27 protein-coding genes, 1 rRNA gene and 1 pseudogene are annotated in these 24,324 nt (G+C 40.4%); 21 read left to right on the forward strand and 8 right to left on the reverse strand.

Going from position 1 to position 24,324, the window contains the following annotated elements:
* Positions 1–133: 133 nt before the first annotated feature.
* Positions 134–2,281, forward strand: coding sequence for a 3-hydroxyacyl-CoA dehydrogenase NAD-binding domain-containing protein (locus tag E0H82_RS12640; protein WP_131265118.1), 2,148 nt, complete (start codon positions 134–136; stop codon positions 2,279–2,281).
* Positions 2,282–2,456: 175 nt separating this feature from the next.
* Entirely contained in the window at positions 2,457–2,735 is a 279-nt protein-coding gene (locus E0H82_RS12645; protein WP_131265119.1) for a hypothetical protein, read from the forward strand.
* 56 nt (positions 2,736–2,791) lie between these two features.
* Here E0H82_RS12645 and E0H82_RS12650 read toward each other — a convergent pair whose 3' ends face one another.
* Positions 2,792–3,223, reverse strand: coding sequence for a GNAT family N-acetyltransferase (locus tag E0H82_RS12650; protein WP_131265120.1), 432 nt, complete (start codon positions 3,221–3,223; stop codon positions 2,792–2,794).
* Between the two features lie 25 nt (positions 3,224–3,248).
* A complete protein-coding gene (locus tag E0H82_RS12655; protein ID WP_116759970.1) occupies positions 3,249–4,472 on the reverse strand; it encodes a class I SAM-dependent methyltransferase in 1,224 nt (407 codons plus the stop codon).
* A 102-nt stretch (positions 4,473–4,574) separates the two neighbouring features.
* On the opposite strand from E0H82_RS12655, the gene trhA reads away from it, so the two are divergent.
* Together trhA and E0H82_RS12665 are read left to right on the forward strand one after the other, a co-directional pair.
* Positions 4,575–5,216: a PAQR family membrane homeostasis protein TrhA gene (trhA, locus tag E0H82_RS12660; protein WP_131265121.1), complete on the forward strand. Its 642-nt coding sequence runs from the start codon at positions 4,575–4,577 to the stop codon at positions 5,214–5,216.
* Between the two features lie 144 nt (positions 5,217–5,360).
* Positions 5,361–6,671 (forward strand): MFS transporter, encoded by a 1,311-nt coding sequence (locus E0H82_RS12665; RefSeq protein WP_131265122.1) that lies wholly within the window; start codon positions 5,361–5,363, stop codon positions 6,669–6,671.
* Positions 6,672–6,777: 106 nt separating this feature from the next.
* Here the strand turns inward: E0H82_RS12665 and E0H82_RS12670 are convergent, their stop codons facing one another.
* On the reverse strand, positions 6,778–7,791 hold the full coding sequence (locus E0H82_RS12670) for a metallophosphoesterase (RefSeq protein WP_416224501.1): 1,014 nt from the start codon (positions 7,789–7,791) through the stop codon (positions 6,778–6,780).
* A gap of 100 nt (positions 7,792–7,891) precedes the next feature.
* Between E0H82_RS12670 and E0H82_RS12675 the strand changes: the two genes are divergently transcribed.
* Complete coding sequence (locus tag E0H82_RS12675) at positions 7,892–9,523, forward strand: phospholipase D family protein (RefSeq protein WP_131265145.1); 1,632 nt, start codon at positions 7,892–7,894, stop codon at positions 9,521–9,523.
* A 21-nt stretch (positions 9,524–9,544) separates the two neighbouring features.
* On the opposite strand, the gene E0H82_RS12680 is transcribed toward E0H82_RS12675, so the two are convergent.
* Positions 9,545–10,378, reverse strand: a complete 834-nt coding sequence (locus tag E0H82_RS12680; RefSeq protein WP_131265123.1) for a lysophospholipid acyltransferase family protein — start codon at positions 10,376–10,378, stop codon at positions 9,545–9,547.
* Between the two features lie 183 nt (positions 10,379–10,561).
* Here E0H82_RS12680 and E0H82_RS16565 point away from each other — a divergent pair, with 183 nt between their 5' ends.
* The 7 genes and pseudogenes from E0H82_RS16565 (at position 10,562) to E0H82_RS12710 (ending at position 14,997) form a co-directional block, all read left to right on the forward strand.
* On the forward strand, positions 10,562–10,699 hold the full coding sequence (locus tag E0H82_RS16565) for a hypothetical protein (RefSeq protein WP_165492953.1): 138 nt from the start codon (positions 10,562–10,564) through the stop codon (positions 10,697–10,699).
* A 69-nt stretch (positions 10,700–10,768) separates the two neighbouring features.
* Complete coding sequence (gene hflX, locus E0H82_RS12685; protein ID WP_131265124.1) at positions 10,769–12,100, forward strand: ribosome rescue GTPase HflX; 1,332 nt, start codon at positions 10,769–10,771, stop codon at positions 12,098–12,100.
* A gap of 47 nt (positions 12,101–12,147) precedes the next feature.
* Entirely contained in the window at positions 12,148–12,519 is a 372-nt protein-coding gene (locus E0H82_RS12690) for a hypothetical protein (protein ID WP_131265125.1), read from the forward strand.
* 9 nt (positions 12,520–12,528) lie between these two features.
* Complete coding sequence (locus E0H82_RS12695) at positions 12,529–13,203, forward strand: LrgB family protein (protein WP_131265126.1); 675 nt, start codon at positions 12,529–12,531, stop codon at positions 13,201–13,203.
* Between the two features lie 91 nt (positions 13,204–13,294).
* Positions 13,295–13,741 (forward strand): DUF2147 domain-containing protein, encoded by a 447-nt coding sequence (locus E0H82_RS12700; RefSeq protein ID WP_131265127.1) that lies wholly within the window; start codon positions 13,295–13,297, stop codon positions 13,739–13,741.
* A gap of 181 nt (positions 13,742–13,922) precedes the next feature.
* Positions 13,923–14,375, forward strand: coding sequence for a DUF2147 domain-containing protein (locus E0H82_RS12705; RefSeq protein WP_131265128.1), 453 nt, complete (start codon positions 13,923–13,925; stop codon positions 14,373–14,375).
* A gap of 179 nt (positions 14,376–14,554) precedes the next feature.
* Positions 14,555–14,997: pseudogene (locus E0H82_RS12710) on the forward strand (DUF2147 domain-containing protein).
* Positions 14,998–15,030: 33 nt separating this feature from the next.
* Here the strand turns inward: E0H82_RS12710 and E0H82_RS12715 are convergent.
* The 3 genes from E0H82_RS12715 to pdxA are packed head-to-tail and all read right to left on the reverse strand — an operon-like array spanning position 15,031 to position 17,684.
* Positions 15,031–15,870, reverse strand: a complete 840-nt coding sequence (locus E0H82_RS12715; RefSeq protein ID WP_131265129.1) for a symmetrical bis(5'-nucleosyl)-tetraphosphatase — start codon at positions 15,868–15,870, stop codon at positions 15,031–15,033.
* A 2-nt stretch (positions 15,871–15,872) separates the two neighbouring features.
* Positions 15,873–16,682: a 16S rRNA (adenine(1518)-N(6)/adenine(1519)-N(6))-dimethyltransferase RsmA gene (gene rsmA / locus E0H82_RS12720; protein ID WP_131265130.1), complete on the reverse strand. Its 810-nt coding sequence runs from the start codon at positions 16,680–16,682 to the stop codon at positions 15,873–15,875.
* 33 nt (positions 16,683–16,715) lie between these two features.
* Positions 16,716–17,684, reverse strand: coding sequence for a 4-hydroxythreonine-4-phosphate dehydrogenase PdxA (gene pdxA / locus E0H82_RS12725; RefSeq protein WP_131265131.1), 969 nt, complete (start codon positions 17,682–17,684; stop codon positions 16,716–16,718).
* Between the two features lie 479 nt (positions 17,685–18,163).
* Here pdxA and rplM point away from each other — a divergent pair, with 479 nt between their 5' ends.
* From rplM to E0H82_RS12770, 9 genes are all read left to right on the forward strand, one after another.
* Positions 18,164–18,592 carry a 50S ribosomal protein L13 gene (rplM, locus tag E0H82_RS12730; protein WP_004695096.1) on the forward strand — a complete coding sequence of 143 codons (429 nt, stop codon included), beginning with the start codon at positions 18,164–18,166 and terminating at the stop codon, positions 18,590–18,592.
* Between the two features lie 12 nt (positions 18,593–18,604).
* Positions 18,605–18,991: a 30S ribosomal protein S9 gene (gene rpsI / locus E0H82_RS12735; RefSeq protein WP_131265132.1), complete on the forward strand. Its 387-nt coding sequence runs from the start codon at positions 18,605–18,607 to the stop codon at positions 18,989–18,991.
* A gap of 383 nt (positions 18,992–19,374) precedes the next feature.
* Entirely contained in the window at positions 19,375–20,046 is a 672-nt protein-coding gene (locus E0H82_RS12740; RefSeq protein ID WP_131265133.1) for a glutathione S-transferase N-terminal domain-containing protein, read from the forward strand.
* The gene (locus E0H82_RS12745; RefSeq protein ID WP_131265134.1) at positions 20,046–20,474 is read left to right on the forward strand and encodes a ClpXP protease specificity-enhancing factor; all 429 of its coding nucleotides are present in this window, start codon (positions 20,046–20,048) and stop codon (positions 20,472–20,474) included. The genes E0H82_RS12740 and E0H82_RS12745 overlap by 1 nt, the downstream gene beginning before the upstream one ends.
* A gap of 17 nt (positions 20,475–20,491) precedes the next feature.
* Complete coding sequence (locus E0H82_RS12750) at positions 20,492–21,148, forward strand: hypothetical protein (RefSeq protein ID WP_131265135.1); 657 nt, start codon at positions 20,492–20,494, stop codon at positions 21,146–21,148.
* Positions 21,149–21,536: 388 nt separating this feature from the next.
* A complete protein-coding gene (locus E0H82_RS12755; protein ID WP_131265136.1) occupies positions 21,537–21,896 on the forward strand; it encodes a roadblock/LC7 domain-containing protein in 360 nt (119 codons plus the stop codon).
* Positions 21,897–21,979: 83 nt separating this feature from the next.
* A complete protein-coding gene (locus E0H82_RS12760; RefSeq protein WP_131265137.1) occupies positions 21,980–22,945 on the forward strand; it encodes a hypothetical protein in 966 nt (321 codons plus the stop codon).
* Positions 22,946–22,954: 9 nt separating this feature from the next.
* Positions 22,955–23,503 carry a GTP-binding protein gene (locus E0H82_RS12765; RefSeq protein WP_131265138.1) on the forward strand — a complete coding sequence of 183 codons (549 nt, stop codon included), beginning with the start codon at positions 22,955–22,957 and terminating at the stop codon, positions 23,501–23,503.
* A gap of 17 nt (positions 23,504–23,520) precedes the next feature.
* Positions 23,521–23,928: a roadblock/LC7 domain-containing protein gene (locus tag E0H82_RS12770; protein ID WP_131265139.1), complete on the forward strand. Its 408-nt coding sequence runs from the start codon at positions 23,521–23,523 to the stop codon at positions 23,926–23,928.
* Positions 23,929–24,186: 258 nt separating this feature from the next.
* On the opposite strand, the gene rrf is transcribed toward E0H82_RS12770, so the two are convergent.
* Positions 24,187–24,301, reverse strand: a 5S ribosomal RNA gene (rrf, locus tag E0H82_RS12775).
* Positions 24,302–24,324: the final 23 nt, after the last annotated feature.

Below are 24,324 nucleotides of genomic sequence, written 5' to 3' on the forward strand. Positions count from 1 at the left end.
AACGTTTCGTAAGGTAGGTCGAACCGAAGGTTTATCCTGAAACTAGATGAGAGCTTAACAAGACTCTGCGGTGCTTATCTTTACTTCCGCAGATTGCTTACGATTAAGCCCATAAAATATTGGACGATGATGTATGAGCGCGATTAAATACGAAAAAAACGCTGACAATATTGTAATTCTTACCCTTGATTCATCTGGTCAATCTGCAAATACCATGAATGCAGAGTTCCGTGATGCTTTAGATGAAGTCAGTCAAAAGCTCAAAACCGAACCTGATCTGAAAGGTATTATTTTCCGTTCAGCTAAGAAAACCTTCTTTGCTGGTGGCGACTTAGATGAGCTGATTCAAGTACAACCTGAACACGCCACCGATTTTTTTAAGATGGTGGAAAAGCTCAAAGGCAATCTACGTAGCATTGAAACCTTAGGCGTGCCTGTGGTTGCAGCTTTAAACGGTACTGCTCTTGGCGGTGGCTGGGAAATCGCTTTAGGTTGTCATTATCGCATTGCCATCAATGATCCAAAAACTAAATTTGGTTTACCTGAAGTGACTTTAGGTCTACTTCCTGGTGGCGGTGGTATCGTCCGTATGGTGCGTCTGCTTGGCTTACAAAATGCATTCCCGTTCCTCATGGAAGGTAAGCAATTTGGGGTGGATCAAGCAAAATCACTCGGTTTGGTACATGACATCGCTGAAAATGAACAAGAGCTGTTAGATAAAGCGATTGCTTGGGTTAAAGCCAATCCGCCTTCTACAAAAGCAGCACAACAACCTTTTGATGTGAAAGGTTACAAAATTCCGGGAGGAGATCCTAAAACCCCTTCGGTTGCTCAAATGCTTGCGATTGCTCCTGCAATGTTACGAGACAAAACTAAAGGCTGTTACCCTGCACCTGAAGCGATTATGGCGGCAGCGGTTGAAGGTGCACAAGTGGATGTCGATACGGCACTTCGTATTGAGTCTCGCTATTTCACCCAACTGACTGTCGGTCAAGTGTCAAAAAACATGATCGGCACATTCTGGCATGAGCTAAATGCCATCAAGTCAGGTGCAAGCCGCCCTGCGGATATTGCTAAATGGCAAGCGAAGAAAGTCGGTGTGTTAGGTGCAGGTATGATGGGTGCAGGCATTGCCTACTCAACCGCAATCAAAGGCATTCCTGTCGTTCTGAAAGATGTGTCTGTTGAACATGCAGAAAAAGGTAAAGCCTATTCACAAAAAATTTTGGATAAACGTGTTTCACAAGGTCGGATGACAGCAGAAAAACGTGATCAAGTCTTAGCCCTGATTACCGCAACCGCCGATGCAGGAGATTTGCAAGGCTGTGACTTAATTATTGAAGCGGTATTTGAGAATCAAGAGCTCAAAGCCAAGGTGACTCAAGAAGCTGAACAATATTTAGCGGACGGTGGCATTTTTGCATCGAATACTTCTACCCTACCAATCACAGGTTTAGCTACAGCAAGTAAAGATGCCAAAAACTTTATTGGTTTACATTTCTTTAGCCCTGTAGACAAAATGCAATTGGTAGAAATTATTAAAGGCAAAGAAACTTCAGCTGAAACATTAGCTAAAGCCTATGACTTTGTTCAGCAAATTGCCAAGATTCCAATTATCGTGAATGACAGCCGTGGTTTCTTTACCAGTCGGGTGTTTGGTACATTTATTCAAGAAGGTATGCGCTTACTTGCCGAAGGCGTGCATCCAGCGAAAATTGAAATGGCAGCACTCAAAGCAGGTATGCCCGTTGGCCCTCTTGCTATTCAGGATGAAGTATCATTGACTCTGACTGAGCATGTTGCAAGCGAAACGCGCAAAGCACTGCAAGCTGAAGGGAAAGACTTACCGAAAACTTCGGTTGATGACGTGGTGCATACCATGATTCACGAGCTGAATCGTAAAGGTAAAGCGGCAGGTGCAGGTTTCTACGACTATCCTGAAAATGGCAAAAAACATTTGTGGGATGGACTCAGTCGTTGGGTGAAAACCAATGACATTTCTGAACAGGACATGATTGATCGCTTCTTGTTTGTGCAAGCACTCGATACCTTACGCTGCTATGAAGAAGGTGTTTTAGAATCCGTGATTGATGCCAATGTCGGTTCGATTTTTGGAATCGGTTTTGCACCTTGGACAGGTGGTGCAATTCAATTCCTGAATCAAAATGGCATTAAAAAATCGCTACAACGTGCAGAACAACTGGCAGCTAAATACGGTGAGCGCTTTAATCCGCCACAATTGTTAAAAGAAAAAGCTCAACGCAACGAACTTATTCAATAATTTCTCTATCGATAAATGCTGGTTTGGGGGGAGCGCTCTTCCAAATCAGCTGTATCTCATAAGCTAAAATAAGAACAATTAAGCTTTTTATAAAATTTGGTCTGTATCCACCCCATTTTATGTTATAAAGTTACATAATTTTAAAAGTTTCTTTTTATCCATTGGGTTATTTGTTATGTCAGACAATACTTCTCCTGAAAAATCCCCATGGGGTTGGAAGGCCCTGATTATTGCCACAATTCTAAGTATTATTTTTCTGGTTGTTTTTTATTTAGCGATGCAGAACGAACCTGACTATATGCCAGGTAAACAACGCGAAGCTCGTGCTGCCCAAGCCAGCAGTGCACCAGTGGAACACCAGATGGACATGAGTGCCGAAGAACATAATATGACAGCTGAAGAACATGCTGCCATGACTGACTCCTCAGCATCTACAGCACACAACGGTCATTAAACAACAAAAAGCCATCTCTCAGAAGATGGCTTTTTTATGTCTGAAATTTAGGACGTTTAGCTCGGTGCAAGCAAGGACATCTGCATATCAATATGTGGAATGCCACAATCCATATACACGTCTCCATGCACGTGAAAGCCTAAATTTTGGTAAAAAGACATCGCATGGACTTGCGAAGAAAGTTGCAGTAAAGGACGTTGCTGCTGTTGTGCTTGCTGAATAATTTGCAACATCAAAAGCTTACCAATCCCTTGTCCACGGTACGATGCCAATACGGCAACACGACCAATACTGTGATTTGGCAATAAGCGTGCTGTCGCAATGGCATGTTCCCCATCAAATACCACAAAATGCTGTGAAACCTGATCCTGTGCATCCCACTCATCTGCCGCAGTAATCTGCTGTTCCTGAATAAACACTTGCTCACGAATTGGCTTTGCATCTGATTGCAATTCAGCCCAAGTTCCTGTGTGAATCTGTAGTGTCATGTCGAATTCCTTTTGAATCTTGTTGTTAGCACTTAGCACCAATATCACGTTGATCCCATTGATTATTTAACAGCAATTCCAAGGAATGTTTTTGAATGCCATACATATTTTTTAAAGCCTCAATTTGTGCCAATACCGTAGCGTCAGGTGCAACAAAATCGGCACGTTTAGTGGCTAAAATCATCTTATTTTTGCTGGTATGTTCTAAAGCAACAAATTCAAAGACCTTGGTTTCATAACCATAGGCTTTTAACAGTAATGCGCGAATGGTATCCGTCAGCATTTCTGCCTGTTGCCCCGCGTGAATACCAAAGTGCAACATCGGCTTCAATACTTCTGGGCTTTTCAGTTGTGGGCGCAATTCTTTATGACAGCACGGCGCACACATAATCATCTGTGCATTTAAGCGAATCCCCGTATGAATAGCAAAATCGGTTGCCACATCACAAGCATGCAGCGCAATCATCACATCTAAACGCTCAGGCTGATAGGTTCGGACATCGCCTTGGAAAAAATCCAGTTGCTTAAAACCAGAAGCCTCTGCCACGTGTTGGCAAAACTCTACCATCTTTTCATTCAATTCCACGCCCGTCACAAAGGGCACTTGCTGCTGCTTCGCCAAATAATCATATAAAGCAAAGGTCAAATAGCCTTTACCCGAACCAAAATCAACCACATGCAACGCCTGATCTTGATTTGGAAGTTGCGTCAAAGCCCCTGAAAAAATTTCTACGAATTTATTAATCTGTTTCCATTTACGCGCCATGCTGGGAATAATCTGGCCTTGAGCATCGGTAATACTTAAATGCTGCAAAAACACACTTTCTTGCTCTACAAAACGATGTTTGCTCCGATCATGCGCTTGGGCTGCACGAGCTTCATTTTTTGCCACCGCTGTTTTCTGAGTAATGGTCAGTAAATCTTTTTTCTTGTTACGCTTGAGTTGTACATCTTGAGTCGATGCAAACAAATTGCCTTGCTTACAACAGGCCAAATGCTCCGCAATGATTTGCATGGCATCTGAGATTGGGTAGTTTTTGGTGACATCTTGGGTTTTATGTCGATATAAAACATTCAAGACAGGTTGCTGTTGTAGCTCAATCAGGCGGAAAGTCATTTTTTCTAACTGTTGCATTTCCCCCTTGTATTGGCTCAGGATTAAACGCTCAAAACTTTGTGTTTCAAGTGCTTGCTGCACAGCATCGAGAAACTGTTGTTCCTGAGCTGAAGGAGAAGTCGAGTCAGACATACAATAAACCTAATCAAATTTGCGACTAAATTTTAAAGCGTCTTACACGAAAAGCAAAATTGAATTACTATACAGTTGTACTTTTAATAAGAAGCAGCCCGTATGACCGCCCCTATTGTGCAAGATTACCATCATACCGAAGAGCAATTTAATGTCTGGAGCCATGCGCTTGGGGCAGTGCTTGCTTGCATCGCTACACTTCTGCTCATTATGAAAGGATCTTACCTCACTACAGGGCAGTGGATTGGACTTTGGGTATACGGTTTTAGCATGATTCTGCTGTTTACGGGTTCCACGCTGTATCACATGGCGCAGACCTACGAAAAACGCTTTTGGCTAAAAAAACTCGATCACACCGCTATTTATTATTTGATTGCAGGGACTTATACCCCATTTCTGTCCATTGCCATCCCAACCGAAAAAGCCCACAACTTACTGATTGCGCTTTGGGTGATTGCCCTACTTGGAACACTATTCAAATTAATTTTCATTCATCGTTTTCAGAAAGTTTCCCTGATTGCCTACTTGGTTATGGGCTGGCTTGCGGTGTTATTAGTCAATGATATGCAACGTTATTTATCTTCAGATGCGCTCTTTTGGCTGGTTTTTGGGGGGCTGGCTTATACAGTCGGAGCATTGTTTTATGCCTTAAAACGGGTAAGATATACCCATGCGATCTGGCATGTATTTGTACTGATAGGCGCTGGATCACACTTCCTCGCGATCTATCTGTACGTGATTTAATCGGCTTCTCTCGCGTTTTAGTGACCCTAAAAGAGTAGATGTGAGTTCGATTTCCCGTTGTTTTTTTAAGAAATTACGCCTTTTTTAAAAAGATTACGCTTTTAAAACTAAGTTCTTTTAATTTTAGTAAGTGTAAGGTTATCCATGGCGTCATCAACTACAGCTACAGTAGAAGTAGCAACTAATTCAAAATTTCGTGTACTTACCGCTAGTCTGGTCGGTACCACTATCGAGTTCTTCGATTTTTATATTTACGCGACTGCTGCGGTCATTATTTTTCCACATCTGTTCTTCCCTGCAAGTACAGATCCGATGACCGCCACTATTCAGTCACTGGCGACCTTTGCCATTGCCTTTATTGCACGTCCAATTGGTGCAGCCCTGTTTGGTCATTTAGGTGACCGTATTGGACGGAAAGCCACCTTGGTCGCAGCCCTACTTACCATGGGTATTTCCACAGTGTGTATTGGCTTATTACCCACTTATGCTCAAATTGGTATTGTCGCCCCTTTACTGCTTGCACTTTGCCGTTTAGGTCAAGGGCTTGGTTTAGGCGGTGAATGGTCGGGTGCCGTGTTATTGGCAACCGAAAATGCGCCAGAAGGCAAACGCGCTTGGTATGGCATGTTTCCGCAGTTGGGTGCACCAATTGGTTTTATTTTGGCAACGGGCTCATTCCTAACCTTGGGTGCATTAATGTCTGAACAAGACTTTATGCAATGGGGATGGCGCATTCCATTTATTTCTAGTGCAATTTTGGTCATTGTGGGTTTATGGATTCGTCTCCAGCTCCATGAAACACCTGCATTCCAAAAGGTCCTCGACAAGCAAAAAGAAGTGAATGTGCCTTTCAAAGAGGTCATAACCAAACATTTGCCAATGCTAATATTGGGTACAATTGCTTCAATCTGTACTTTTGTGGTGTTCTACCTGACGACAGTATTTGCTTTGAACTGGGGAACCACAAAACTTGGCTATTCACGCGCTGAATTCTTAGAATTACAATTGGGCGCAACACTTTGTTTTGCTGCTTTTATTCCACTTTCTGCGGTATTGGCAGAAAAATTTGGGCGTAAAACCACCTCGATTGCAGTCTGTGTACTGTCAGCATTATTTGGTTTGGTTTTCTCGAGCATGCTCGAATCTGGCAACACCTTTGTGGTGTTCTTATTCTTGTGTACAGGTTTAGCCATTATGGGCTTAACTTATGGCCCAATTGGTACGGTCTTGTCTGAGATTTTTCCAACTTCAGTTCGCTATACGGGCTCTGCCTTGACCTTTAACTTAGCGGGCATTTTCGGGGCTTCATTTGCGCCACTGATTGCCACTAAACTCGCAACAACTTACGGATTATATGCTGTGGGTTATTATCTCACGGCGGCTTCCATTCTTTCATTGCTGGCATTCCTTGCCATTCGTGAAACTAAAAATGATGATGTAAATAATCAAGTTTAATCATAATTACACCCGATAAAATCTTAAAACGATGAAAAGCCCTCAAACCTTACAAAGTTTGAGGGCTTTTTTATGCGGATACCGAAATGACATCGAAAGCCTTGAATTAAACCAATTCAATAATATCAATGGTGGGTGGAACGCGAAATCGAAATGGAACGCCGACCATTCCAGTGCCGACTGTCACAAACACATCTGCATGTTCATGGTTATACAGTCCTCGCTTATGTCCCAGAATAGAGACTTTTTTCATCACATAATCCGTTAACCACGGCAACTCTACTTGTCCACCATGGGTATGTCCCGACAACATCAAGGGTCGATTCGGCAGTTTTGGAACCATATCCACTGTATCTGGGTTGTGAGAGAGAATTACCCAAGGCTTGTCTTGAGGTAAATCTGGCAGATAACGCATGTCTGCCTTGCCAGCCCATAAATCTCCCACTCCAATTAAGCGAAACTCTTCAAATTCAACAATCTGCCCTTCAATATCAATCACATCATTCACACTCAGCGCATGGCTCAACAAAGCCTGTATCGGTGGACCAGGATATTGCTCATCATGATTCCCATAAACCGAATACACAGGGGCTTGAATTTTTTTTAAGGGTGCCAACTCATCTGCCAAAGTATCTTCTGGTTCATATGTCCAGTCCCCTGCCACCACCACCAAATCGGGCTGCTGCTGATTGATTTTCTCCACGATTATTTTTAGTTGTCGCTCATGTCCAGAAAACAAGCCGATATGTAAATCAGCCACCAAGGCTATTTTCACTGGCTTTTGAATTCGATTTCCTGCATCCAATTGATATCGTGTGGTTTTGACTTGGACACAATGTGGCTCTACAAAACGTGCATAAAGTAAAACGATACTCAGCAAGAACACAAAACCAGCTTCATGCAATGAGTAATAGCCACTCCAACCGGCATAAAGGCTAAAGACTGCCAAAGGCCAGAGTAAATAAGACAAATAAAATGCGAGTAAATGCACAAAAGCTTTAAATGGATGGATCGTTTCTGTATGCGACTGGCTATGCCATGCTTGTGCAATCGCCCAAAGTGCAATCAGCACGAAACTTCCATAAAAAATGTAAATCATTGAGTCTGTTGTCAATATCATTACTCACTATACCAATTACTAATTCTCTATTTTTATTTATCTTTTCATAGCTGACAATTATACTCAAACCAAATCTAGCGATTATAGTGTGATGAGTATAATGGACCCAAGCAATCACGTTGTGCAACGTCAGTTGTCTGTCGTTAAAAAGAAGACCTCATCCAAGGCAGTAGTTTTACTTTGTAGCAGTTTATTATTTGGCTTACCTGCTTGCTCGACTCTCCCCCAATATACGCCACAACCTGTCGTCAATTCATTTGATATTGACACTTCTCATACATCATTAGCCCAAATTATTAATCCACTCCGCGAACAAAATCCAAATTTAACTGGTTTTCATGTCCTGAATGACCCGCTAGAGGCTTTGGCTGCGCGTATTCACCTTATTGAACGTGCCGAAAAAACCTTAGATTTACAATATTATATTTGGGACAACGATAAAATTGGCGCAATTGCATTACATGCGATTATTCAAGCGGCTGATCGTGGCGTTAAAGTTCGTCTGCTGATTGATGACAATAACGCGGGGAAAATGGAAGGCATTTATTTAGCACTCGCACAGCACCGCAATATCGATGTCAAACTGTACAATCCTTATGGTTTCCGTAACTTCCGTGCGATGGATATCTTGCTGGATTTAAAACGTGTCAATCGACGCATGCATAATAAAAGCTTTATTGCCGACAACCAGATTGCCCTGATTGGCGGACGTAATATGAGTAACCAATACTATAATGTCAGTGATCATTATCAATTTTCTGATGTCGATGTCATGTTGGTCGGTACGGCTGCGGACGAAATTGCTTCATCTTTCAATGAATACTGGAATGACACCTACGCCTATCCTGTCGACCAAATTGTTGATCCTCAAAAGTACACCTTGCGCTATGAAGGTTTGAAGCAACAAGTCACCGAACACTATGCCGATACTACGGTACAAAATTACCTCGATTTAGCCAATCGCTCACAAGCTTTTGAGCAATGGTTAGATCATAGTATTCAGTTTGATTGGGTCAAAGCCAAAGTCGTGAAAGACTCCCCCAATAAAACACGCGACAAAGCTGCACCAGAAGATTATTTAAATCACCAACTCATTTCGTATTTAGAAACACCAACCTCAAGTTTAGATATTGTTTCTGCTTATTTTGTACCAGAAAAGAAAGGTGCCGATGTCTTAGAAAAAATCTCACAAAAAGGGGTTCAGGTTCGGGTGTTGACCAATTCCTTTATTGCCAATGACGTGGCTTTAGTCCATGCATTTTATGGGAAATATCGCCAAGACCTTTTAGCAAATGGCGTGCAAATGTATGAGTTTCTGGCGGCCCCTGAACAAGAAAACTGGTATCGCAATACTGAAGAGCTTTCACAAAAAGCCAAAATTAGTTTAAGAGGACTCAGCCACTCTAGCTTACATGCCAAAATGTTAGCGATTGATGAAAGCCAAGTGTTTATTGGTTCTTTTAATTTTGATCCACGTTCAGCGTATCTCAATACCGAGATTGGGGTAATTTTAAATAGCCCACCTTTGGCTAAAGCGGTACATGAAACCATGGACCAAAACTTGTCCAAATATGCCTATAAACTGGTTTTAGATGCCAATAATAAAATTAATTGGCGACTGACCCACCCCAATGGAAATATCAAAACTTACACGACAGAACCTAAAATGAAGTGGTGGCACAAAGTAGGAGTTAAGTTTATTTCTTGGTTACCTGTAGAAGGCTTTATGTAATACCCTTGTTTCCAACTGTGCTTAAACCAAAGCACGGTTGGAGGTTGCTGGTACCGAATGTAATACTCGTTGATGTAACTGCACTAGACCCACATTCATTTCACGTTGTACGGTTGCGGTTAAACTTTCGACCGTGTGCCCTTCGGTATCAATCATCGGTAAAGTCAACAAATGTGCCGTCACTTTCGGCATTTCCAACACATTTTTAATATGATCAACAAAAGTGCTTTCGCCAATAAACGGCGCGACCATATCTAACTCACCCTGTTGATTCACATAACAAATTACACAGACTTGAACAGGTCGCTGAGCTTCAATCGCTGCCCCCAAAATTCGACCATGTACTTTTTTAATCCGTGTACCATCGGAAGTGGTAGCTTCTGGAAAAAACAACACAGGAATATCTTGTTTAAGAAAGTTGGTAATCTGTTCACGAATTTTGATTGAGTCTCCCGAACCTCGTTTAATAAACAAAGTTCCGCCCGCTTTTGCCAGTTTTCCAAACACAGGCCATTTTTCAATTTCAGCCTTGGCTAAAAAGAATACTCGTGCACCTGAGCCTAATACCGCAATATCCAGCCAAGAAATATGATTACTTACCCACAAGGCAGGTTCACGCGGAATCGTACCGTGGACTTCAACGTCAAGATTGAATACCTTGCATAATTGACGGCAAAAATACTGAACATAGCGAGTATTATTGGCATTGTTCGGGTCTTTATATAAACCATGACGGGCAACCAGATAAAATCCTTCCGAAACCACACCCAAGCCTGCACTGAGCTTTCGACCATACAAGAACAGCTTGGAAATTGGATTCAATGAAGACGTTTGAGCAGCTGAATTTTCTTTCATATATTTTGACTAACCAGCAAAACCTTGTGAGTATTTTATGAACTTTGCTTCATTCTATACTGTTCATTCTTCACATGCATTGATTATAAAAACCGAATGTGAACATTACAAAATCCAATTTTAATTCGAATGGCAACTTCATTATGATGGTTTTATAAGCACTAAAATAAATAGGTGTAACAGATGAGAACCCATACATCACCTCAAAAGCCCAAGTCATCTCACCACTGGCTACATACACTACAAGTGGTCATCGGCTTTAGTATTCTGTATTTTGCTGCCATCATTCTGTTTGCAAAATTATTCGCTGCCACGTTATAAATCAACGAATCTCAAGCATCTCAGCCCTTTTTCCACTAGAATAGAATTTTAAAGTGGAGAAATGGCTGAGTGGCAAATTTTAAACGACATCAAGGTGGTGAACGCATTATTCTGGTTAGCGTTTCTGTGCAAATGCTGGAAAATCTTGATGCCGAAGAATTCAATTTGCTGGCTCAATCGGCTGGTGCTGAAATCTTGGCACATATACACGCGCAGCGTATTAAGCCCGATGCCAAACTTTTTATTGGTTCAGGAAAAGCCGAAGAAATTGCTGAACTGGTTGCAGAATATGAAGCCGATTTAGTCATTTTTGATCATGCACTAACGCCTGCACAAGCCCGTAATCTCGAATACATCCTCAAATGCCGTGTGGTTGATCGGAATGAATTAATTCTGGATATTTTCGCTCAGCGTGCGCGTACCTTTGAAGGTAAGCTTCAAGTTGAATTGGCTCAATTACAGCACTTATCCTCCCGTTTAATTCGCAGTCGCGGAACACTGGACAGTCAAAAAGGCGGGATCGGTTTGCGTGGTCCTGGTGAAACCCTGCTCGAAACGGATCGTCGCTTATTAAAAATTCGCATGGGGCAACTCAAAGCCAAACTCGATAAAGTTCGACAAACCCGTCTACAAGGTCGCGTTGCACGTCAAAAAGCCGCTGTTCCTACGGTATCCTTGGTTGGGTATACCAATGCGGGCAAATCTACCCTGTTTAATGTCTTGGCCAACAGCGATGTTTATGCGGCTGACCAACTGTTTGCGACCTTAGATCCGACCTTACGCCGACTTTCATGGGAAGGAATTGGCACCGTAGTCTTGGCAGATACCGTTGGTTTCGTACGAAATCTCTCTCATTCTTTAGTCGAATCATTTAAAGCCACATTAGAGGAAACACTAGAAGCCACCTTGTTGCTGCATGTGATTGATTCGAGTAGTCCAGAAATGTTGGAACAAATTGAAGCGGTTGAAAAAGTCCTCAAAGAAATTGGGGCTGATGTACCTGTACTTCGCGTGTACAACAAAATTGACCAAAGCGCTGAAGATGCAAAAATTGTGTACAGCCAGCCTAACTGTCCTGAACGTGTTTATGTCTCCGCCCATACAGGACAAGGCATTGAGTTATTACAACAAGCGGTGCATGAATGCTTAATGGGACAAATTCAAAACTTTGAACTCAAGCTCAAACCCGCCTATGGCAAATTCCGTACGCAACTCTATACGCTCAATGTGATTCAATCCGAACATTATGACGATGAAGGTAATCTACATCTGAACATCAAAATTGCACCTGCAAAATTGGAACAACTGATTCGTCAGGCACATTTACCACTGAATGAGATTCTTGGCGAGTACGCTACGGTTTTTAATCGTCCGTTGGAAGAGTTTGAAATCAAATCTTAAATCGGTTAAAACGTGATAAGTAAAATTTTAAAATGTAATGACAAATCATGGATTGGGTAAAAACAATAGATTGGCCTGCATGGATAGGTACTCTGACGCTGATTGTAGGATTTCGTGAATTTTCCGTCTGGATCATGACGCAATTCAACCATCCAGAATTGGGCAATTTAATTGGACTCATCAGCCTCCTGATACTGCTTTTAATCTGGCGCAAGTTCCGAAAAGTCCCTGCGCGTTTGGTCGATACCAACAATAAAATCATGAAAGAAAGTGCTTTTGCCTTTTTACCGATTAGTGCGGGCTCTTTGCTCATGTTGGTACAGATGGGCAATGAAATTCCTTTATTTGTGCTGGTTCTGGTGGTGAGTACCCTCATTCCACTCTGGATTTACGCCAAAATGGCAAAGCACTGGTTATAGGAAAATCACATGTTCTCAATTCTCTCTGGTTTTCTCATTACACTTATTGCCTATCTATGTGCTAAACCAATTAATAAGAAAATTCCACAAATTCCCATGATCGTCATCGGCATGTTTTTTGTAATCGGTTTGCTGTTTTTATTCAGTATTCCTTACGAATCCTATATGCAGCAAACCAATGCCATCTTTAGTCACTTACTGGGTTATGTCACTGTTGCACTCGCAATTCCTTTAGCTGCCATGCGTTATGATGATTTGCCCCCCAAAGCCATTATCAGTATCTTGGTTTTTGCAAGCATCAGTGCCGTTGCACTTCCCATGGGCTTGGCGTATCTGTTGCATATGACCGATTCAACTATTATGGCTTTTGCGACCCGTGCCGTAACCACACCAATTGCCATCAATATTGCGACTTTATTGCACGCACCAGTCACGTTAGTCATCCTGATTGTAATTTTATCGGGTGTTATTGGTGCAGCATTTTCTCCACTGATTTTACGCCATATTAATGATGAACGTGCCTCTGGACTGGCGCTAGGTCTTGCTGCGCATGCCATTGGAACAGCTCAGGCTTGGCAACGAGGCAGTGTTGCAGGTCGCTATGCAGCATTTGGCATGGCAGTAAATGCTGTTTTTACCGCAATTTGGCTGCCAACTTTCATACTTTACTTGCAAAATATGTGACCAACAGAACATTCCAAAGGTTGTTTTGTACAGAAAACATCCCTAAGATAGATTTTGTTTAGTCGATTAAGTCAGTAAAAAGGAATTTATGATGGGGAAAGCTAAATTTATCAGCGCACTTGTTTTATCTGCTTTTAGTAGTATGGCTTTTGCGGAAGATATTTCAGGGACATGGAAAAACATTGATGATAAAACAGGATCTTCTAAAGCCGTTTTAGAAATTCGTAAGGAATCGAATGGCACATATACAGCTAAAGTTGTGAAAGTGACCCCACGTCCGGGCTATACACCGAAAGACACTTGTATTGATTGTCCTGCCCCTTATACCAATAAGCCTATTTTAGGTATGGATGTGCTCAAAGGGTTAAAGCATGAAGATGGTTTAAATTATTCGGGCGGTAAAATTATTGATCCACTTTCTGGCAAAATTTACAGCACCAAAGCCAAAATGAGTGCCAATGGCAAACGTTTAACCCTGCGTGGATATGTTGGAATCTCTGCACTCGGACGTAGCCAAACTTGGATTCGTCAAGAATAAAAAACTAGCATATTTAGCCGCCTTAAAGGCGGCTTTTTTATGCGCTCAAAACGTATCTTTATGACAAATTGACTAGTAAGTTTATTGTTTTTAGTTGGTTTTATGGCGACAAACCAATAAGTTACTTAATATATCTACGTAATTTATATAAATACGTCACTTTTACACGAATAGGGAATCAATGAAAAAAATCATCTCCTTGGGTATTTTGGTAGGGCTTTTCTCTGCAACATCGATCTCATTTGCACAAGATATTGTGGGTACTTGGCAACAAATTGATGATAAGTCCGGCTCACCAAAGGCAATTATTGAAATTCGTAAAGAATCAAACAATACCTATACAGGGAAAATCACAAAAATTACCCCTAGACCAGGCTATACTCCGCGTGAGCGTTGTAACAATTGCCCTGCTCCATATACAAACCAGCCCATTTTAGGTATGGAAATCCTAAAGGGATTAAAATATGTAGAAGGCACGAGCAATTACGAAAAAGGACGTGTGATTGATCCTCTTTCTGGTAAATTTTACGATGCAAAAATGAAACTCAATGCGACCGGTAAGCGTTTATCTTTACGCGCATATTTAGGTGTTTCAGCGTTAGGACGTAATCAAACCTGGTTAAGAATTGAATAAACCCTTATTCAAAAATGGATTGGGTGATTTTTAAGCTCAATCCAGCATAATGTTAAAAAAACCTCGAAGCTACTAAAAATCAATAATAAATTCAATAAACTATAAGTACCAAAGAAACTTACATAGCATATTTTTTTACAAGGATATAACAACGTAAAGCATTTCTAATAGAGAGAAAAATTGTCTCTTCAATCATTATTTTCAGTTCAATATTCAGTGCAGGTTCAATCTTTGCACAAGGTATTACTGGCGTTTGGCAACACATTGACGATAAGTCAGGGAATCCCCAAGCCACCATCGAAATTCGCAAAGAATCGAATAATACTTATTCTGGTACTATGATTAATTTAATCAAACGATCTGGCTATTCTCCTCCACCCAACTGCGTGAATTACCCTACTTCGTATACCAATAAACCGATTTTAGGAATGACTGTATTAAAGGACTAAAAAACATTGAGGGAAAGTCTAGCTACAATCAAGGTCGTGTGATTGATCCACTGAATGGTCAAATCTATGACGCCAAAATGAAACTCCCCCCTTCTGGTAAGCGTTTATCCCTGCGCGCCTATATTGGAGCTTCTATTTTGGGACGTAGCCAAACTTGGGGAAGCATCCAATAAAGTCAAAAAAAGCCACGAAATCGTGGCTTTTTTTCAACTCATCACAGGATTATCGACTGCAAAAAGCTCTTGGTCTTCCAAACGATACGCCAATAATTGATTACCCCAGACACATCCACCATCTACATTTTGGATATGTGGATTAATCGTTCTACCTTGTAAAGCAGCCCAATGACCAAAAATCACTTGATGGGTTTCAGTGGCTTTCGATTCAAATTCAAACCACGGCTGGAATCCTTCAGGCATTGGATCATCCAGTGCATCTTTAAAGCTAAACTCCAAACGCCCTTCAGCATTACTTAAGCGCATCCGCGTGAGATAATTGGTAATGCAACGTAAGCGCGCATTTCCATTTAATTCATCTGACCATACATCAGGTTGCGTACCGTACATTTCTTTTAAGAAGGCATCCATCACAGCAAAGTCTTCATGACCAATTACTGCTTCGACCTCTTTCGCCAAAGTAGCCGTTTGTTCGGCTGTCCAAATACATGGAATACCCGCATGCGTCAAAATAGTCTGTTCGTTCGGAAACAAGCAAAGCGGTTGCTTGCGTAACCAATCAATCAAATCATCACTATCAATAGCATCAATCACATCTCGGGTACGGTCTTTATCTTTCACTTGTTTCAAGCCGCGTGCACATGCCAAAAGTGTCAGGTCATGATTACCCAATACCGTCGCAGCAGAACCGCGCTCTACCAGTTTTTTAATAAAGCGTAATACGCCAATCGAGTTTTCACCACGTGCGACCAAATCGCCTGCGAACCAGATAAAATCTTGATCGGGATCAAACTGAATGGACTTCAATAATGCTTTTAAGGCTTCGAAGCAGCCTTGCACATCGCCAATGACATAATTGTAACGCGCCATGGTTACACCATTTGATCGGCTAAAGCCACAAACTGAGCCAAGCTTAATGTTTCAGGACGTGCCATTGGATCAATACCCGCTTGTTCAAAACCATCTTCACGTAACATCCCTTTTAAGCTGTTGCGTAGCGTTTTACGACGCTGAGTAAAGACATGCGACACCAAACGTGCTAAAGCTTTTTCATCTTTGGCAATAATCGGTTTGGTTGCGTAAGGCTCTAAACGGAAAACAGCAGATGTCACTTTAGGTGGTGGGTTGAATGAACCTGGTGGTACTTCAAACAAAAAAGTTGGCTTACAATAATACTGAATCATCACAGATAAACGCCCGTACTCTTTCGTATTTGGCTCTGCGGTAATACGGTCCACCACCTCTTTTTGCAACATGAAATGCATGTCTTTAACTTTGTCACCAAATTCCAAGAGGTGGAACAAAAGTGGTGTCGAGATGTTATACGGTAGGTTACCTACCACACGTAGCGGACGACCATCTTCAAATAAATTAGTGAAATCGTATTTCAGTGCATCCGTTTCAATAATAGTTAAACGTTCAGGATGAGGTACACGGCCCGGTAGACCTGCCGCCAAATCACGGTCTAGTTCAACCACGGTCAATGCATCACATTCGCCAATTAAGGGTGAAGTCAATGCCGCTAAACCTGGGCCAATTTCAACAATATTATCGCCAGTTCGCGGGTTCACTGAACGTACAATTTTCGCAATGACACGTTGATCATGCAAAAAGTTTTGACCAAACCGTTTACGAGCCTGATGCCCTTCTTGTTTCGGGTTAAGCGCATTAATTTGATACATAAAACATTTCCAACGTGAGATTGATTAAATAAATCAGTGTCGAGCTAAATCTAAAGCCAAGTCTACAGCAACATTCAAGCTAGAACTTTTTGCCTGTCCTGTGCCTGCAAGGGAGAGTGCTGTGCCATGATCTACAGAAGTACGAATAAACGGTAAGCCCAAAGTAATATTGATGGCTTCACCAAAACCCTGTGATTTTAGCACAGGTAAGCCTTGATCGTGATACATTGCCAAAACAGCATCGGCATCTTTCAAATTTTCAGGTGTAAACAAGGTGTCTGCGGGTAAACTTAAACTCAGATTGATCCCTTGAGCACGATAGCTTTCCAGCACGGGATTAATAATTTCAATTTCTTCCATCCCCAAATAACCACCTTCACCAGCATGAGGATTTAATCCACAAACCAATACTTTAGGGTTCGAAATTTTAAATTTGGTTTTTAAATCATGCAGTAAAATATCTATCACTTGATGTAAGCGTTCTTGGGTAATGGCATCTGGTACAGCTCTTAACGGCAAGTGCGTCGTCGCCAATGCGACACGTAAGGTTTTGGTTGCCAACATCATTACGACACGATCAACCCCAGCAAACTCTTGGTAATACTCGGTATGTCCACTAAAGTGGATCCCTGCATCATTAATGATGGACTTTTGTACAGGTGCAGTCGCCACACCGACACTTTTCCCCGACATGGCATATTCCGCCGAGCGACGAAGTTGCTCTAAAACATAAGCCGAGTTTTGAGGATTTAGCTCGCCCAAAACGACCGTCTGATTTAAAGCAACATGCTCCACATAAAGTTGACCGAGAAGCGATGAATTTTCTTGACCTGAATACTCAATCAGCTCAACGGAAATACCTAAGCATTCTGCACGCCGACGCAATAAATTGAGATCTCCAAGGACCACAAGAGGACGCTCATCTATACGTCCTGCAAGACTCAAACAAATATCTGGACCAATTCCAGCAGGTTCACCACTGGTGACATATAAAGGAAGCATAAGCAACTCAGAGAAAATGCATGTCGCTCATTATACAACGTCTATTTCCAGATCGATGAATGACAAAACGCATATCTAAAACTTGTTTATTTCAATGCTAACTGCGCTTATTTCAATTGACTGAAAAACCTTATCACAGGGCAAAGTTTGAAATCAAAAAAAGAAAGAATAAACAATATATTGTATAAAACACAAAGTATTCAAACGCTATCAGCAGCCTGTATTTCAAAAGCTAAAACCCTTTTATTCTTTTTGTTCTTATCCGCGCGTAAGCCTCGGCATATATGCCATGACCATATTTATATTTTTTAAAAAGAATAAACTTTGTTCTCTTCCTTTATACGGGGAAATGCCTTAGAATACGGCTCTTGAAATTTTATATTTTCATTTGTGATTCTTAACGTATTCGTTTAGAATCGCGTCTCCTTTTGTTTGGACAGATTCCATAGTCCAAACCAACTATAATAGGTAGTGGTTTAATGAAAACTCTCAGCGCTAAGCCTGCTGAAGTTCAACACGACTGGTACGTTGTTGATGCTTCTGGCAAAACTTTAGGTCGCCTTGCGACTGAAATCGCTCGTCGTCTACGTGGTAAGCACAAGACTTCTTATACTCCTCACGTTGACACTGGCGATTATATCGTTGTAATCAATGCTGAAGAAATTCAAGTGACTGGTAAAAAAGCACTTGATAAAAAATACTATCGCCACACTGGCTTCCCTGGTGGTATCCGTGAGACTAACTTTGAAAAGTTAATCGCTCACAAACCTGAAGCAGTTTTAGAAAAAGCTGTTAAAGGTATGTTACCAAAAGGTCCTCTTGGTTATGCAATGATCAAGAAAATGAAAGTGTATGCAGGTACAGAGCATCCACACGCTGCTCAACAGCCACAAGTTTTGGACATCTAAGGGATACAGCACATGGCTACTAATTATGGTACAGGTCGCCGTAAGACCGCAACTGCACGTGTTTTCTTGTCAGCTGGTACAGGCAAGCTCGTAATTAACAACCGTACTCTTGAGCAATACTTCGGTCGTGAAACTGCTCGTATGGTTGTTCGTCAACCTTTAGAGCTTCTTGACGTTGCTGAAAAGTATGACCTTTACATCACTGTTGCTGGTGGTGGTATCGGCGGTCAAGCTGGCGCTATCCGTCACGGTATTACTCGTGCGTTGATCGCTTCTGACGAAACTTTAAAACCTGCTCTTCGTCAAGCTGGTTTCGTTACTCGTGATGCTCGTGAAGTTGAACGTAAGAAACTTGGTTTACGTAAAGCTCGTAAACGTCCTCAATTCTCTAAACGTTAATTCGTTTACCGAATCGGACAAAAAACCTCGGATTTTCCGAGGTTTTTTTATATCTTAAGCAAAGCTATTCTGGCTTAGAGCAAAACATCTGTGCATCACCACTGACATACTCACGCATCTGACAGCTCAATGAACTCTGTTACCACAATCTTCTACACCATCGCTAACATCTCATCAGCTACCTAAAACAACACCAAATCCACACTGATAACAAAGCACGCGCCCCTTAAACCCAACTGGAAAATGAGTTTGTTTCTTTTGCTTTTCTCTCTTCGGGTTTATTTGAGAATAAATCTGTTCATAAGCAGCATATTATTCAGCATGGCGTGATTTCCGACGCTAATTTTAGTATTCTATATGATCAATCAAAATTTTTGAGACTTATGTCTTTAGAAAATCCTGCAACTCCCATTCAGGGAATTACCCTTTATAGTCACGCTGATGATTTTCGCTCGCATTGGATTCGTTATGTGCTTGCCGAAAAGCAAATTAAATTTAATCTCATCTTGCTGAATTACGACGATGAAGATCTGGCGAGCCTGAACCCTTATCATCAACTTCCAATGTTGATTGAAAATGATCTTAAATTATTTAACACCAATATCATTTCAGAATATTTAGATGATCGCTATCGTCAAAATAAACTGTATGCGGATGCACCAGCACCACGTGCCGAACAGCGTCAATATATTTGGCGTTTTGAACAAGATTGGTTGAAATTAGCCGATATCATGCTTCGTCATCCAGACAGCCTGAATAAAAATGATAGCGCTAAAGCACAGAAGCGATTAAGAGACACACTGATTTCTCTTACGCCATTATTTCAACATTATCCTTATTTCATGTCAGATAACTTTACAATTTTAGATTGTATGTTAGCGCCTATTTTCTTACGCTTAGATTCTATGGGAATAGAATTACCGCATAAGTTATGTCGCCCAATCCTTTTATATTGTCAACGTATTTTCCAACGACCTGCATTTATCAAATCCTTGACCTTGCAGGAAAAAAATCGTTATAGCCAATTTTTATCTTCGCCACCGAGTAAACCATAATGTCTGAACAGGAAACCAACGTATCTCCTACCCGTCCCTATTTGGCCCGTGCTATTTATGAATGGATTTGTGATAACAATCTCACACCATACTTGTTAGTCGATGCGACACAACCGAATACCATGGTACCTGAACAATTCATTCAAGACGGTCAAATCGTCCTCAACATCGTGCCACATGCGGTACACCAGCTCCATATGAGTAACGATGCAATTACGTTCTCTGCACGTTTTGGTGGTGTATCTCATGATATTTATGTGCCACTATATGCAGTATTAGGTATCTATGCACGTGAAAATGGGCAAGGCTTATTTTTTGATCCAAATGAATATGAAAATGTTCAAATTCAGCAAGATGATTTAAAATCAGAACCTAAACAAAACCAAGAACAACCCAAGAAAAAGCCAAGCTTGAGGTTATTAGATTAGAACAAGAGGAAGTTATAATGGCTTTTGACTTAGTACAATATTTTGCAGAGCAAATTCACATTCAAAAGCCAGAGCTTCTGAATCAATATCAGTTTAGTGAGCGTAAGGCACATCTGGCAGAAATCAATACACTCAGTCTTGCCAAACTGATTAGCTTATGGCGTACAGATGAAAATAAACTCTATCAAGAAATTCAGTCACAAGAACAACTTTATATTATCGATATTGCTCGCCACCTTACCACTTCAGACCAGAATCATTCCACTTTAAAGAAAGATGAATTCGAACATACGATTACAGAAGTCTTGTCTCTACAGTTAACTGAATTAAAACAATTAGATGATACAGGTCATTATGGCATTAAAGGCTTACGTGAACTGATTACAGGCCAAGTCGAACATTTGTCCGGGCAAGCAGCTGACTGGGTTTGGTCAACAAGTGAGCTAACAGAGCTCAAAGGATCTAAACCGATGCCTGAAGAAGAGCTATCATTAGAGGAGACTATGAAGGAGTTTAATCAAATGGTTCATCAGAACAATGTTGCAGAGCATCATGAGCAAGTAACTGAAGTTGAAAAAACGGTGGTTCCAACTTGGGCTAAAATTTTAGAACCAGTTGTCGCTTTAGCCGTTTTATGGGTACTGTATTCAGCAGCAACTCAGATGTTTGCATAAAATACGACCAGAGAGTGTGGTTGAATCATGACTACACTCTCTTTTTTATATAAAAATAATAATTTAGTCTCAATTATTTATCAGTTTATCTAATTAATCTTCTTTTTACTTTTGCTCTCACGATAAAATTTACATATTGTTACAATTGTATTATGGTCATAATATGACATGCAAATTTATATGCTTATTCATATTCCCATCTTTATTATGAGAACCAAGTCACAATTAAGTTGAGTGCCGTAATCGGATATATACCAAAATTGTCACATGCTTTTAGAGAGCAAAATAATTTCTGTTGATAATATTTTAGCGCCATTCATATAATCAAATGGATTTGATACTAAGTTAAATCAACCCAAAAAATCCAAAAAAACATAAGAGAATCAATATGGCTAGAGTATCATTAGAAGCATTATCAGAAATTGATGGTTTCCATGCAGCTGCATTAGTTGATGGGGAAAGCGGTTTGGCTTTAGCAACACAAGGGGGTGGTGACATCGATCTTGAATTAGCTGCAGCAGGAAATACTGAAGTTGTACGTTCAAAACGTCGTGTTGCAAATGCACTGAATTTGAACGATTCGATTGAAGATATATTGATTACCCTCGGGAAACAATACCATCTAATTCGCCCATTAGAAGGTAATGATAAACTGTTTTTATACCTTGTATTAGAACGTTCTAAAGCAAACCTTGCAATGGCACGACATGAACTTAAAAGTTATGAGAAAGGTTTAGATTTTTCATAATTCATTCTCCCCCTTTTCTGAATTTTACAAAAAGGGGGAATTTTGGAATTAACATTTTAACTTGTTAGATGTGTAGAGATAGTATGACAGAGCAATATCTTAATATTGCGATAACTGGTTTAAGTATTCATCATTCTGAAGAACTCAAAACCCAGCTACGTAATCTCATTCCACAAGAATATAAAATTAAATGGAGTACAGCAGCAGATCCAAGTATCGATTGCTTATTCATCCATGAAAATTTTTATGAAACTGACGGCATTCAAAAAATAATACAAAGCCGTAATTTTCCTTGGTTAAAAATAACTAAGAATAATAACAATGAAAATATCATTCAAGAAAATACATTATCTCTACCGATCATTAATCCACAGAATTTTTCTGACTGGATTCTACAACATCTACTCAAGGCCTCATTAGAAAACTCAAATGAGCATATCTTTGAAATAAATCCGAAGAAAACACCTTATAAACTCGAATATTTCAGTAAGATGCTCGACAAAGAGCACAACTCAAAACTACATCTTTTCGATACTTTAGGCACAATTGCAATTATCGATGTCAAAAAAAATATTGCTTGGCTCAATACAGAACGAGAACAGGCTTTTACAGATTCTGGTTTTGGCTATGACATTGCCAGTACCAGTAGTTTTATGAAAGTTTCAAGAAAACAGACTTATCTTTTAAATGACTGGTTATGGCAATTCTTTTGGGATTCCCCTTTATTTTTAAAAGAAATTGCACCTGAAGATGGCCATTTTAAGCTTCATATGTGGCCAAAACCCTCTCAAGACCTAGATCGAAAAGTTATATTCCAACTTTCTAGCTGTTTTATTCAAGGAGGGAAAGTTTCAAAAATTGCAACTCAATTAAATATTCCTTTAGAAACAGTTCAAAGATTTATAGCTGCCAATATTGCAGCAAATAATCTTTCCCGAATCAATATTTGGGATAAACATTTTAATCCACCAGAAGCCCCTGTCACGACTGAAGACTCAGGATTTATTAAAAGTTTCTTTGGAAAATTAAGAAAGAAATTGGGCATATAGGAAAATATTATGATTTTACAACGGTTTAAAATTGTTTTTGCTGGAGGTATGGGGGCTGGTAAAACTGAAGCCATTAAATCATTATCAGAAATTCCAGTATTGCAAACTGAAGCTTTTAATACGGATTCTCAACGCCATAGCAAAATGGAAACGACGGTTGGCATTGATTACGGAGAAATCACCCTAGATGACAATGTCACTATCGGACTCTATGGAACACCCGGGCAGAGCCGTTTTGACTTTATCTGGTCAGCAATTACCAAAGGCGCAATCGGTGCAGTGATTCTTATCGACCATCATTCTGACAATCCTATTCAGGAACTCGAAAGCTACCTAGAAACTTTCCAAAACTTTACCGACAATATCTCGATCGGCATTACCCATACCGATCTCATCTCTGAAAATTCAAAATCTACAGGGATTTATAAAGACTGGTTATTACAAAATGACTTGTTTTCACCGTTATATTTTATTGATGCACGCAAGAAAGAAGATGTACTCTTATTATTAGAGGCGTTAATCACATCGATTGAAATTAACTCCAATATTGCTAATTAATTGAATAGAGGTTTGATATGTTTACTCTAGAGCAAAGCCGTACAGCACCCAAAGAGTTAATTCAATTCGCCAAAGATGAAATTCACGACTTGCTCATGAATGTCCGCGGTGTCAATTATGTGATGCTTTGTAGCACTGATGGTTTTGAACTGGCTCATGTTCATAAAAGAGACAGTTACAATAGTACAAAGCTTGCAGCCGTAAGCAGCTCAATCCTAGCAATGGTCGCAGCATTTATGAATGAAATTCATCTGGAAGGTTGTCAATCCATCACCTTAGACGCTGAGAATGGCAAAGCTATTCTCACCTCTATTACATCAAACAAGCATCCAATGATTATTGTGACACTTGCTGAAAAAGATGTACTACTAGGACAACTCCTTTATGCCTTAAAAACTGCTAGCAGTCGTATTTCAGATTTTTAACCTTTGATTTAGAAAAACACCGAAGAAATAGCCTTACAGTTACAAGTAGCAACTTTAAGGTTATTTATAATAATCTTCTGTAATAATTTTTGTTATCTCATCTTTAGTCATTTCAAAATAATGATAAAACCCTCTAATCTAATTATTCCCCTCCGATAAAATATCATTTATTTTAAAAGAAACTTTGATCATCCATTATTTTATAATGTGTAATAAAGAAACACCCCCTAACGTTGGTTAGGGGGTGTTTGAATAATGAGCTGGCGATGACTTACTCTCACATGGGTAACCCCACACTACCATCAGCGCTAAGAGGTTTCACTTCTGAGTTCGGGAAGGGATCAGGTGGTTCACTCTTGCTATTGTCGCCAGCACAACTGTTTATGACTATTCGTT

The sequence above is a fragment of the Acinetobacter sp. ANC 4910 genome (genome assembly GCF_004331035.1).
Classification (GTDB): domain Bacteria; phylum Pseudomonadota; class Gammaproteobacteria; order Pseudomonadales; family Moraxellaceae; genus Acinetobacter.